General features: G+C 70.5%; 6 protein-coding genes. 1 reads left to right on the forward strand and 5 read right to left on the reverse strand.

The window, feature by feature from the left end:
• Window positions 1-128: 128 nt before the first annotated feature.
• The 5 genes from AOM06_RS15160 to AOM06_RS02915 all read right to left on the reverse strand — a co-directional run bounded on the left by AOM06_RS15160 (window position 129) and on the right by AOM06_RS02915 (window position 10,127).
• Window positions 129-3,650, reverse strand: a complete 3,522-nt coding sequence (locus AOM06_RS15160) for a glycosyl hydrolase 53 family protein (protein ID WP_082105257.1) — start codon at window positions 3,648-3,650, stop codon at window positions 129-131.
• 402 nt (window positions 3,651-4,052) lie between these two features.
• Entirely contained in the window at window positions 4,053-4,949 is an 897-nt protein-coding gene (locus AOM06_RS02900) for a sugar ABC transporter permease (RefSeq protein WP_062302481.1), read from the reverse strand.
• A complete protein-coding gene (locus tag AOM06_RS02905) occupies window positions 4,949-6,553 on the reverse strand; it encodes an ABC transporter permease subunit (protein ID WP_062302485.1) in 1,605 nt (534 codons plus the stop codon). Before AOM06_RS02905 ends, AOM06_RS02900 begins: the two co-directional genes overlap by 1 nt.
• A gap of 100 nt (window positions 6,554-6,653) precedes the next feature.
• The gene (locus tag AOM06_RS02910; protein WP_062302489.1) at window positions 6,654-7,928 is read right to left on the reverse strand and encodes a sugar ABC transporter substrate-binding protein; all 1,275 of its coding nucleotides are present in this window, start codon (window positions 7,926-7,928) and stop codon (window positions 6,654-6,656) included.
• A gap of 165 nt (window positions 7,929-8,093) precedes the next feature.
• Window positions 8,094-10,127: a beta-galactosidase gene (locus AOM06_RS02915; protein ID WP_062302493.1), complete on the reverse strand. Its 2,034-nt coding sequence runs from the start codon at window positions 10,125-10,127 to the stop codon at window positions 8,094-8,096.
• A gap of 347 nt (window positions 10,128-10,474) precedes the next feature.
• On the opposite strand from AOM06_RS02915, the gene AOM06_RS02920 reads away from it, so the two are divergent.
• On the forward strand, window positions 10,475-12,472 hold the full coding sequence (locus AOM06_RS02920; protein WP_062302497.1) for an alpha-1,4-glucan--maltose-1-phosphate maltosyltransferase: 1,998 nt from the start codon (window positions 10,475-10,477) through the stop codon (window positions 12,470-12,472).
• Window positions 12,473-12,477: the final 5 nt, after the last annotated feature.

Below are 12,477 nucleotides of genomic sequence, written 5' to 3' on the forward strand. Positions count from 1 at the left end.
CCTGTGACCGCTCTCAGAGTGGCACAGAAGGGACGAATCCGCATCCCCTGAGGTGAACGACCCCCTGGACGCACGCGACGGGCCCGGTCCGGGGCGGGGGTCCCCGGGCCGGGCCCGTGCGGCGCGGGTCAGGCGACCTCGCGCCTCCCGGCGAGCGCGAGCGCCCCGCCGAGCGCGAGGAGCGCCAACGCGCCACCCACGAGCGGGAGCAGCTCGGCGCCGGTGCTCGAGAGGACACCGTCGACCGCCTCCGCGGCGAGCACCTCGATCTCGACCTCGGCGAGCAGCGCCCCGTCCGCGTCGAGCACGCGCACGTGGTGCGTGCCCGCGACGAGGTCGGAGGGGATCGTGACGGTCGCCGTCGCCGCGCCGTCGACCACCGCGGCGTCGGCCAGCTTGCGGTACGTGCTCGCGACGCCGATCTCGATCCTGTCGCCGTGCTCGTCGCCGAGCCCCTCGACGGTCACGGTGACGGTGCCGCCCGCGCGCACCTCCGATGCCGACAGCGCGATCGTCACCGAGCCGTCCTCCTCGGACGCGGGCTCCTCGGTCGAGCCGGGGGTCGGCTCGGTCGTGGGCTCCTCGGTGGGCTCGGTCGTGGGCTCCTCGGTGGGCTCCTCCGCCACCGCGACCAGGGCCGCGATCGCGTCGGTGACCAGCGCGGTCGCCTCGTCGACGCGTGCCTGGGTCGGCAGCGCCGCCGCGAGCACGATCTCGCCCTTCTCCACCGCGAGGTCGAGCACCGCGAGCGAGTCCGCGGTGTAGAGGGCACGGTCGAGCGCGCGGGCCTCGGCGATCGCCTCCGCGAGCGCCGAGGTGTCGACGTCCTCGCTCGCGACCCGCAGGAGCGAGAAGTCGTCGAGCCAGACGTAGTCCTCGGCGCCGCCCGCACCGGTGGCGCCCACCGTGAGCGTGCCGGTCGCGTCGACCGTCACCGTGAGCGTCGGGTCGTCCCACGCTCCCCAGCCGGTCAGCGCGAACGGCGTCGACAGCGCGCCCGTCGCATCCGTCGCCACGAGGTCGAGCGACAGGCCCGCGGCGCCCTCGTCCGAGCCGTGGGCGCCCGCGCTGAGCGCGTAGTCGCCTGCCGGCAGCCCCGTCACCTGCTGCGTGACGGAGAACGCGAACGCCGTCGAGTCGTATGCGTTGACCGCGTACGAGTCCCGCGCGCTCCACGCGTCGGCGTAGACCCAGAAGGTCGACGGCCACGGGTCGGCCGCGAACGTCCACCCGGTGTCGTCACCCGTCTCGAAGCCGGGGTTGACGATCCAGTTGCGGGCCGTGACCGTCACGGTCGCGGTCGCGGTCCAGCCGTTCTCCGTGACGCCCGTGACCGTGTAGACGCCCGCGCCGTCGATCCACGCGAGCGAGTCGTTCCAGGTGACGGTCTCCGACGACGTGAAGCCGTCGAACGTCACCACCGACACGGTGCCCGGGAGCACGATCGCGTCGCCCTCGGTCACGGTCACCGAGACGGGTGTGACCGTCGGCGCCGGCGCGTCGCCCGTGAGCTCGAGCGCCGACATGGCCGCGGAGAGCTGGGCGCTCACCGCGTCCACGGTGTCCTGCGCGGGTCGCGACGAGGCGAGCACCACGTGGGCACGCTCGAGGACGGCGTCGAGCGCCGCGAGCGAGTCCTCGGTGTAGTAGTCGCGGTCGATCGCCTCGGCCTGCTCGACCTGCGCGCGCAGCGTGGACGTGTCGACCGTCGAGGTCTCCTTCTTCACGAGCGTGACGTCGTCGATCCAGCCCCACGCGCCGGCCTCGCCCGCGCCCCAGATGCCGACGTGCAGCACGCCGTCGGCGTCGACCTCGATGTCCACCGAGGGCGTCTTCCACGCGGCCCACCCTGTGAGCCCGAAGGAGGCGTCGGCGGAGTCCGTGTCGTTCCAGCCGTACAGCATCAGATCCAGCTCGGGGGCGCCGTGCGCCTGGGCGCTCAGCGTGTAGGTGCCCGGCGCAAGGCCCGTGACGTCCTGCTTCATCTCGAACTCGTAGGCGGAGCCGTCGTAGAGGTTGACGGCCCACGAGCCATGGACGTTCGCGGCCTCGCTCTTGGTCCAGAACGTGGACGGCCACGGGTCGGCCTCGAAGACCCACGGCGCCACCGAGGCGTCGCCGTTCTCGAAGTCGCCGTTGACAATGAGGTTGACGGCCTTGACCACCACGGTCGCGGTGGCCGCGAGGCCGCCCGACGTCACGCCCGACACCGTGTAGGTGCCGGGGCCGGAGATGAGATCCACCGCGTCGCCCCACGTGACGGCCTGCGCCTCGACCGACGAGTCGTTGTACGTGACGTCGACCGTCGCCGGCATCACCACGGCGTCGCCGTCCTGGACGGTCACCGTCGGGCTCTCCACGCTCACCACCTCGAGCGGCGCGGACGCGCCCGTCCGGGCGTACTGGAACACCCGCAGCGACTCGAGCGGGTAGCCGTCGGCGTCGAACAGCGCCTGGTTGTCCCACGCGGAGCCGCCGTACCAGACCCCCGCATCGTCCGGGTCGTACTCCCCCGCGTAGCTCGACGCCCAGCCCGAGCCGTCGCGCTCCCACAAGACCTTGTTCGACTCGAGCTCGGCGGGCGTGCCGACGGGGAGCCACGCGGGCTCCCAGTAGAAGACGCCGATGCCGGCCTCGCCGATCGCGCTCACGGCCGCGATGACGTCGCGCACCGCGGTCGCCTGCCCCTGCACGCTCGCGGGGTAGAGGCCCGCGAGGTCGCTCTCGGCCTTGATGACGTTCGTGTGGCCGTCGCCGTCCTCGAGCGTGTAGGCCCAGGACGTCTCGGCGACCATGACCTGCTTGCCGTACGTGTCCGCCACGTCGGACAGCACCGACGTGAGGTTGGCCGCGGTCCCGTGCCAGTACGGGTAGTACGAGCTGGCGAACACGTCGTAGTCGACGCCCCGCGCATCGAGCGCCGCGGCGTAGCCCGCGTAGCGGCCCGCGGTCTCAGGGTTGGTGAAGTGCAGCGCGACCAGCGCATCGGGGAACACGTCGCGCACCGCGGCGGACCCCGCGGAGAAGATCTGCGCCATGCCGTCCCAGCCGGTCACGCCCGCGACGGCGTTGTTCGTCTCGTTGCCCACCTGGACCATGCCGACATCCACGCCGGCGACGCGCATCGCCTCGAGCGTCTCGGCGGTGAACGCCTCGACCTCGTCCGCCTTCTCCGCGGTGCTGAGGGCCGCCCAGGCCTTGGGCGCCTTCTGCTTCGACGGGTCGGCCCAGAAGTCGGAGTAGTGGAAGTCCACGAGCACTCGCATCCCGGCCGCGGTGGCACGCTGGCCGATCTCGGTCGCCCGCTCGACGTCGACCGTGCCTCCGCCGTAGCCGTTGCCCGTGGCGTCGTACGGGTCGTTCCACACGCGCACGCGCACGTAGTCGATGTCCGCCTCCGCGAGCACGTCGAAGAGGTCCGCCTCGTCGCCGTCGAAGTCGTGGAAGGTCACGCCGCTGTCCTCGAGCGCGACGAGCGAGGACACGTCGACGCCGTCGATGAAGCCCTCGGCGAGCCCCTCGACCTTCGCGACGTGGATGCCTGCCTCGACCGGGTCGCCGGATGCGGCCGTGGCCATGGACGAGCCTGCCACCGTGCCTGCGAGCGCGACCGCCGCGACGGCGGCCGTGAACCTGAGATTGAGCCTCATGCTTCCTTCCCTGTGATCGACGATGATCGGGGCCGGACGATGCCGACCCGCCCGGGCAGCCTCGCCCGGGTGCTCACGATGCTGGGCGCCGCGGCGTCGCGGCGCCCCCCGGGGCGCTGTGAGCGGTCCCAATGTTATCGTCACCATAGGTGCCGCACCAGGGGTGATCGGGATCGTGACCGTTCCGTTACCGGTCCCAGCCCACCCTCCCCGCACCACGGCTCCGCCACACGGGCGGGCCGCTGACCGCGCCGGTCCCCGACCCCTGGAGGCGACACGCCGACGACGCGCCGGTCCGCGTGTGGCGGAACCGCGGATCCGTGTGGCGGAGCCGCTGCTCGGGGGACGCAGAGAAGCCCGGGGCGGTCTCCCGCCCCGGGCTCCTCTCTGGAAGGAGGCCGGTCAGCCCTTGACGGAGCCGGCCGTCAGGCCTCCCACGATGTAGCGCTGGAGCGCGAGGAACAGCACCAGGACCGGCAGCGCCGCGATCACGGTGCCGGCGGAGAAGATGCCCCAGCGCGCGGTCAGCTGGTCGGACACCCACTGGTACATGCCGACCGCGAGCGTCCAGTTCTCGTTGGACACCAGGATGATCCTGGCGAGGATGAAGTCGCCGAACGCCGAGACGAAGGCCAGCAGGCCCACCACGGCGAGCACGGGACGCACGAGCGGCATGATCATGCCCCAGAAGATCTGCGAGTGGCTCGCGCCGTCGATCTTCGCGGCCTCGTCCATCTCCATCGGGATCGAGTTGAAGAAGCCGTACATGAGGAACGTGTTCGAGCCGAGCGCGGTGCCCAGGTACACGCAGATGAGCGCGATCTTGGAGTTGATCCCGAGCGCGGGGATCACCTCGCCCAGCGAGATGAGCAGCAGGAACACCGCGACGAACGCGACGGTCTGCGGGAACATCTGGAGGATGAGGAGGCCCGTCAGCGACGTGCGGCGACCCTGGAAGCGGAAGCGCGAGAACGCGTACGCGGCGGCCGCGCCCATGAGCACCGCGCCGATCGCGGCGGAGAGCCCGATGAACAGCGTGTTGCCCACCCAGGTCCAGAACAGCGTGTCGTTGAGGTTCTGGTAGTTCTCGAAGCTGATCGAGCTGAAGAGCCGCTGCGTGCCCGCGAGGCTGCCGCGCTCGTCGAGCGAGGCGGACAGCACGAAGACGAGCGGGAACGCCGCGTAGAAGATGATGAGCGCGGCGAGCGGGTACTTCCACCCGACCTCGAGCCACCAGCGCGAGCGGCGCGTGTGCTGGAACCGGTGCGACGTGCCCGTCGTGGGAGCGGTGGTGGCCATCAGAACTCCTCGAGCTTCTTGGTCTGGCGGAAGGCGAGCGCGGAGACGAGGCCCACCACGACGAACACGACGATCGACAGCGCGGCCGCGAGGCCGTAGTCGGCGCGACCGCCGGCGACGCCGGAGATCTGGTAGATCGCGGAGATGAGGATGTCCGTCGAGCCCAATGGCACGCTCGTATCCTCGAATCTCGGCCCGCCGTTGGTGAGCATGTAGATGATCGTGAAGTTGTTGAAGTTGAAGGCGAACGACGCGATCGCGAGCGGCGCGGTCGAGACCATCAGCAGCGGGAACGTGATCGACCGGAACTGGCGCCAGCGGCCGGCGCCGTCGATCTTCGCGGCCTCGGTGGTCTCCGACGGCAGCGACTGGAGGGCGCCCGTGCAGACGAGGAACCAGTACGGGTAGCTCAGCCACAGGTTGACGAAGAGGATCGAGAACCGCGCGAGCCAGGGGTCGCCCAGCCAGTTGATGTCGGCCCCGAAGAAGAACCACTTGTTGATGATGCCGAACTCGGGGTTGAGCATGCCTCGCCACAGCAGCGCCGTGAGGAACGCCGGGAAGGCGTACGGGAGGATGAACAGCGTGCGCAGCGTCTTCTTGCCGCGGATGCGGTCGTCGTTGAACACGAGCGCGAAGAACAGGCCGAGCAGGAAGCTGCTCGCGACGGTGAGGATCGCGAACGCGAACGTCCACGCCGTGACCTTGAGCAGCGGCTTGGAGTACTCGGGGTCCGTGACGGCCTTGGTGAAGTTCTCGAAGCCGACGTTGACGTACCAGCCGGCCGGGAGCGTCGAGCCGTCGTCGCCCACGAACGTGCCGCGGTCGTTCGGCGTGTAGACCACGCCGGAGTCCACGTCGGTGAGGGTGTCGGCGTCCTCGTCCCACACGAGCGACGAGCGGTAGACCTTGGCCGTCGAGCCCTCGCGCGTGCGCAGCGAGCCGTCGTCGGCCTCGTCGGACACGGGCACGCGGAGGTCGGTGACCTCCTGCGCGAGCGCCTGGTCGGACAGCAGCTCGTTGACCTTGACGATCTCCCAGCCGTCGACCTCGGTCGGACGGCCCGAGTCGTCGATGGCGCCGTCGACCTCGGCGAGGGGCTCCTCGGCGGTGCCGACCTCGACCACGCCGTCCTCGCTGATCGCGAAGCCGATGGTGTCGCCGTCGCGCACCACGGCGAGCGGGTAGGAGGGCGAGCCCTCGACCTCGCGCTCGGCCTGGATCAGCGCGGCGTCGATGGCCTGAGACTTGCTGACGTTGTGGCCCGCGCCGTAGTTGGTGGTCGCCACATACGCCGTGTAGATCATCGTGAAGACCTGGAACACCAGGAGGAACACGAGACCGGGGTAGATGTACTTGAGCGGCAGCATGCGCCGCGAGAAGTAGACCCAGTCGGCCACGACGAGCAGGACGATGGAGGCGCCGAGGATGACCCAGGCCTGGGCGTTCCAGGCCGACATGATCGCGCTCACGCCGAAGGCGTTGACGATCATCATGATCAGGAGCTTCGCGACGAAGCCCCATCCCAGCCCTGTCCAGCGCCGTGAGTGCGAGTCCGCGCGCTTGCCCGTGCTCGGCGCCGGCGCGGTGGTCTCCGTCGACATCAGTTCTCCTGCTCCCGTCTGGGTGGTGGTGCTCCGGCGGGGATCCGCCGGGGTGGGGTGGGGCGCCGCGCGCCCCACCCCACCGAGGTGGGTGGACCCCTTAGCCCGCGAGGGCCGCGGTCAGGTCCGTGATCATCTTGTTCCAGGTGTCGACCGGGTCGGCACCCTTGATGATCTTCGCCTCAGCGGCGTTCCAGAAGTCCCACACCGAGCCCATCTCGGGGATCGAGGGCATCGGGACGCCCTGCTCGGCCGAGGCCTGGAAGCCCGCGATCGCGTCCGGGAACGGAGCCGACGCGGTGTCGACGCCCTCGAACGCGGGGAGGCGCGGGTCGGCGTCGTAGAGCGCCTGCATGGCCTCCGGGGTCGCGATGTAGTTGGTGAGGAACTGGTTCGCGAGCAGCGCGTTCGCCGACTGCGACGACACGTAGAAGCCCTGGACGCCCACGAACGGAGCGGCGGTCTCGCCACCGGCCGACGGCACCGCGTTGACGGTGAAGTTGACGTCGGCGAAGTCGCCGAGCGCCCACGGGCCCGCCACGGTGTACGCGCAGTCGCCCGAGTTGAAGAGCTCGTTGTTGATCGCGTAGTCGATGGTGGTCGACAGGTGGCCGGCACCCTTCTCGCCGTTCTCCGACAGCCAGGTCGCGAAGGCCTCGCCGGCGTCGCCGCCCATGCCGACCTCGTTGGTGTAGGAGCCGCCCTCCTGGACGAACACCGGGGCGCCGAACGAGGTCTGGAACGGGTACATGGTGTAGCCGTCGCCGGTCTCGCCGTTGACGTTGATGCAGAACGGGTACTTCGCGCCGGACTCCTCGCCCGCCGCGATCATGTCGTCCCACGTGGCCGGGGCCTCGGTGCCGACGAGGTCGGTGTTCTGGATGAGCGCGACGGCCTCGGTCGAGTACGGCATGCCGTAGACCTGGCCGTCGTAGGTCATCGCGTCGACCGCGACCTGCGAGAAGCTCGACGCGTTCGCGCCGAGGTCGACGGTGTTGACCACGCCGTCGGTGACGAGCGCGCCCAGCCAGTCGTGCGCGCCGATGGTGATGTCCGGGCCCTCGCCGGTGGGGACCTGGGCGAGGAAGTCCGCACGGATGTCCTCGAAGTTCTTCTCGACGAGCTCGACGGTCGCGCCGGTCTCCGCCTCGAACGTGGCCGCGGCGGCCTCGATCGCGGGCTTGCGGTTCGCGTCCGTCCAGATGGTGAGGGTCTGGCCCGTCGCGTCGATGGCGTCCGAGGTCTCCGACGCCGAGGTGGTGGGCTCGGGCGACATCGACTCGTCGGTGCCCTCCTCGTCCCCCGACGTGGAGCACGCCGCGAGCAGCGCGACCGACGTCACCAGGACGGCGGCCTTTCCGATGGTCTTACGCATGTTTACTTCCTTCCAGAGTGGAGCCACATTGCGCGCCTCTGGTGAGATCGCGTCTCTGCGACAGGTTACTTCCGATGCGGTGCCCCCGGCCGGGGATACCAGGTCTTCAGTTGGGTTCGAGCGGTCTTGGTTCGAGTCCGGCGCAGCCCGGCCTCTCCCCTGGTGTCAGTCCGCCCCACCTCCGGACATGCGCGAGGCACGGACCACGGCGACGCCGCCGCCCGGAACCTCGAGCTCGCCATCGGTCTCGGTTCCCGTCAGCAGGTCGATGCCTGCCACCGGGACACGAGCTGCGTCATCGCCGTGGTTGACGGCGATGACGAAGTCCTCAGCTGCGCCGCGACGCGTGACGACCTCGAGCGTCTCGGGCAGCCCCGAGGTCTCGATGCCGGCATCGGCGTAGACCGCGTCGAACACGGTCCTCAGCGCGCCCACGGACAGGCGGGTGCCGACGTACCAGCCGGTTCCCTGCCCGTGGGTGTTGCGTGTGATCGCGGGCCTGCCCGCGCCGGGCCCGGAGGCGTGCTCCGCGACCACCTCGGCGCCCGCGAGCGCGATGTCGTCCTGCCACACGTCCGAGGGGAGCTCGACCTCGGCGCCGCGCGTCCATCGCACGGTCGCCGCGTCGCCCTCGCGCAGCGGCAGGAACTCCTCGACCGTGAGGCCCAGGGCGTCGCGCAGCGGCGCGACGAAGCCGCCCTCGTGGACCGCATCGTTCTCATCGACGATGGCCGAGAAGAAGTTCACCAGGAGCGTCCCGCCGCCCTCGACGTAGCGCGTGAGGTTCGCGGCGGACGATGCGGTGAGCAGGTAGGACGCGGGCGCCACCGCGAGCTTGTAGCGCGACAGGTCGTGAGACGGGTGCGCGAAGTCGACGGTGACGTTGTCGCGCCAGAGGCGCTCGTAGAACGTCCGCATCCGCTCGCGGAACTGGACGTCGTCCGACGGGCGCCACTCGAGGTCCTGCGCCCACAGCGACTCCCAGTCGTAGAGCACCGCGACGTCGGCCTGGACCTCGGCGCCCTGCACCGCGGCGGCGTCCTTGAGGTGGCCGCCGAGCTCGACGACCTCCCGGAACACGCGCGACGAGGCGCCCGCGTGGGGAAGCATCGCCGAGTGGAACTTCTCCGCGCCGGAGCGGGAGGCGCGCCACTGGAAGAACATGATCGCGTCGGCGCCGCGGCCCAGGTGGGTGACCGCGTTGCGCCGCATCTCGCCGGGACGCTTCGCGATGTTGCGGCCCTGCCAGTTGACGGCGGACGTCGAGTGCTCCATGAGCATCCACGGCTTGCCGCCCGCGACCGAGCGCGTGAGGTCCGCGGACAGCGCGAGGCCGACGTGCGCGTCGGGGTCCGGCGACCACAGGTAGTGGTCGTCCGAGACCACGTCGACCTCCTGCGCCCACTTCCACAGGTCGGTGTTCCACGACTGGTGCGCCATGAAGTTGGTGGTGACCGGCTGCGTCGCGTGCGCGCGGATCGCGTCGCGCTCGATGCGGAAGCACTCGCGGAGCTGGTCGTCGGTGAAGCGGGCCCAGTCGAGCTTCATGGCGGGGTTCGCGATGGTCGGGGTGGCCGCCGGGGCCACCACGTGCTCCCAGTCGCCGTAGCGCTGACCCCAGAAGGCGGTGCCCCACGCGGCGTTGAGACCCTCGAGGGTGCTGTAGCGCTCCTGCAGCCAGCGGCGCCAGGACTCCACGGCGCGGGGGCCGAAGTCCTCGCCCACGGGCACGCCGTACTCGTTGTGCACGTGCCACAGGACCACCGCCGGGTGGTCGGCGTAGCGCTTCGCGAGCTCGCCCGCCATGCGCGCGATCGCCTCGCGGTACTCGGGCGAGGCGTGCGAGGCCATGCCGCGCGAGCCGAAGCCCATGACGGTGCCGTTCTTGTCCGTCACGCGCGCCTGCGGGTACTGGTGGAAGAACCATGCCGGCGGGGAGACGCTCGGCGTGCCGAGGTCCGCCGCGATGCCGTTGGCGTGGAGCAGGTCGAGCAGCTCGTCCATCCACGCGAAGTCGTAGAGGCCCTCCTTGGGCTCGAGCATCGCCCACGAGAAGATGCCGACGGAGACGAGGTTGACGCCCGCCTCGCGCATGAGACGCACGTCCTCGTCCCACGTCTCGCGCGGCCACTGCTCGGGGTTGTAGTCGCCTCCATAGGCGAGACCCTCGACGCTGGGCCAGCTTGCTGCTGCCGTCATGACACTCCTCGCGGCCCCCGGAGGAGCCTCATACCTCGGCGGCCGACCTTGGCCGCCCCGACTGGGACCGTTCACAGTTCTATATCCACAGGCGGTTGCGGCGCAACTCCGGACACCCGCCTGTGATGCATTCGGTATCCGTCGTTATCGAACTGTGACCGCACACAACCACCCTTGGATGCAAGCGGTTACATTCACCGTGGGCCACACCCTACATCCTTCTCGCGGGGGCGCAAGTCCGTGCGGTCCCCCGCGGTCCCCCGACGCACCGCCACGCACGGGGCGGACCCGGCGCCGCCCCGCCCGTCGCGGTACCCTTCACGCCTCTTTACGAGTAGGTTCGGGGCATGGCCCGCACTCCTGAGACGTCTGTCGGTCGCATCCCCATCGTCGGCGTGCAGCCCTCGCTCGAGGAGGGACGATGGCCCGCCCGCGCCGTCGTGGGCGAGGCCGTGCCGATCACCGCGACGATCTTCCGCGAGGGGCACGACTCCGAGGGCGCCACCGTGGTGGTCACCAAGCCCGACGGCCGCCACGAGCGCCTGCCGATGCCGCTCGACGACTGGGGCAACAGCCGCTACCGGGCCGCGTTCGTCCCCAAGCATGAGGGACCTCACACCTTCCGCGTCGAGGCATGGTCCGACCCGTTCTCCACCTGGCTCCACGCTGCCGAGGTGAAGATCCACGCCGGCGTGGACGTCCAGCTCATGCTCGACGAGGGCGTACTGGTGCTCTCCCGCGCGCTGCACCAGGTCCGTCACACCCCCGCGCGCAAGGCGCTGCTCGAGACGGCCATCGCGTCGCTCCAGGACGGCTCGCTCGACCCCGAGACCCGCCTGGCCCCCGCATCGTCCCCCGAGATGCGCGCCGCCATGACGGCCGCCCCGCTGCGCGACGACGTGTCCACGTCGCCCGAGTACCCGCTCGTGGTCCAGCGCGAGCGCGCGCTCGTGTCCGCCTGGTACGAGATCTTCCCGCGCTCTGAGGGTGCGCGGCTCAACAAGCGCACGGGCCAGTGGCACTCGGGCACCTTCACCACGGCGGCGAAGCGACTCCCCGCGATCGCGGACATGGGCTTCGACGTCGTCTACCTCACGCCCATCCACCCCATCGGCGTCACGCACCGCAAGGGGCGCAACAACTCGCTCAAGGCCGAGCCGGGCGACCCGGGCAGCCCCTACGCGATCGGCGGCGAGGAGGGCGGCCACGACGCCGTCCATCCGGACCTGGGGACGATGCGGGGCTTCCGCGCCTTCGTGAAGGCCGCGAAGAGCGTGGGGCTCGAGGTCGCGCTCGATGTCGCGCTCCAGTGCTCGCCCGACCACCCGTGGGTCAAGGAGCACCCGGAGTGGTTCACGCAGCGCCTCGACGGGACCATCGCGTATGCCGAGAACCCGCCCAAGAAGTACCAGGACATCTACCCGCTCAACTTCGACAACGATCCCGAGGGCATCTACCACGCGATCAAGGACATGCTCGGGGTGTGGATCGACGCGGGCGTCACCCTGTTCCGCGTCGACAACCCCCACACCAAGCCGCTCACGTTCTGGGAGCGCCTGCTCGGGGAGATCGCCGCGGAGCACCCCGACGTCATCTTCCTCGCGGAGGCGTTCACCCGGCCCGCGATGATGCACACGCTCGCGAAGATCGGCTTCCACCAGAGCTACACCTACTTCACGTGGCGCCAGAGCGCCGAGGAGATGGGCGAGTACCTCGAGGAGGTCTCGGGCGAGTCGTCGTTCTACATGCGCCCCAACTTCTGGCCCACCACACACGACATCCTGACGCCGGACATGCAGCACGGCGGGCCGGCGCTGTGGCGCATGCGCGCCGCCCTCGCCGCGACGGGGTCGCCCTCCTACGGCATCTACACCGGCTACGAGTTCGTCGAGAACGTCCCGCGTCCCGGCGTCGAGGAGCAGATCGACAACGAGAAGTACGAGTTCAAGCCGCGCGACTGGTCCGACGCCGACCGCTACGGGATCGCGTCGCTCCTCACCCAGCTCAACGCCGCGCGCCGCAAGCACCCCGCGCTGCGGCGCCTCCGCGGGTTGCGCGTGCACCCGACCACCAACCCCGAGATCCTGTGCTTCTCGCGCCACGTCCCCGCGGCCGAGTCCCCCACGGGGAAGGCCGACACCGTGGTGGTGGTCGCGAGCTTCGACCCCCATCACGTGCAGTCCGGCGTGGTGACCCTCGACATGGCCGCGCTCGGCCTCGCGGACGACGCGCGGCTGGTGGTCGACGACCTGGTCGGCGGCGCCACCTACACGTGGAGCCGCGACTTCTACGTACGGCTCGACCCCGCGGTCTCGCTCGTCCATGTGGCGGCGGTGCGACCGTGACCCTT

Origin of the sequence: Demequina subtropica, from assembly GCF_000971235.1 — a bacterium.
Lineage (GTDB): Bacteria > Actinomycetota > Actinomycetes > Actinomycetales > Demequinaceae > Demequina > Demequina subtropica.

Coding starts and splice junctions, on each gene's coding strand:
- AOM06_RS02920 (WP_062302497.1), top strand. CDS start 10,475: ATGGCCCGCACTCCTGAGACGTCTGTCGGTCGCATCCCCATCGTCGGC.
- AOM06_RS02900 (WP_062302481.1), bottom strand. CDS start 4,949: ATGGCCACCACCGCTCCCACGACGGGCACGTCGCACCGGTTCCAGCAC.
- AOM06_RS15160 (WP_082105257.1), bottom strand. CDS start 3,650: ATGAGGCTCAATCTCAGGTTCACGGCCGCCGTCGCGGCGGTCGCGCTC.
- AOM06_RS02915 (WP_062302493.1), bottom strand. CDS start 10,127: ATGACGGCAGCAGCAAGCTGGCCCAGCGTCGAGGGTCTCGCCTATGGA.
- AOM06_RS02910 (WP_062302489.1), bottom strand. CDS start 7,928: ATGCGTAAGACCATCGGAAAGGCCGCCGTCCTGGTGACGTCGGTCGCG.
- AOM06_RS02905 (WP_062302485.1), bottom strand. CDS start 6,553: ATGTCGACGGAGACCACCGCGCCGGCGCCGAGCACGGGCAAGCGCGCG.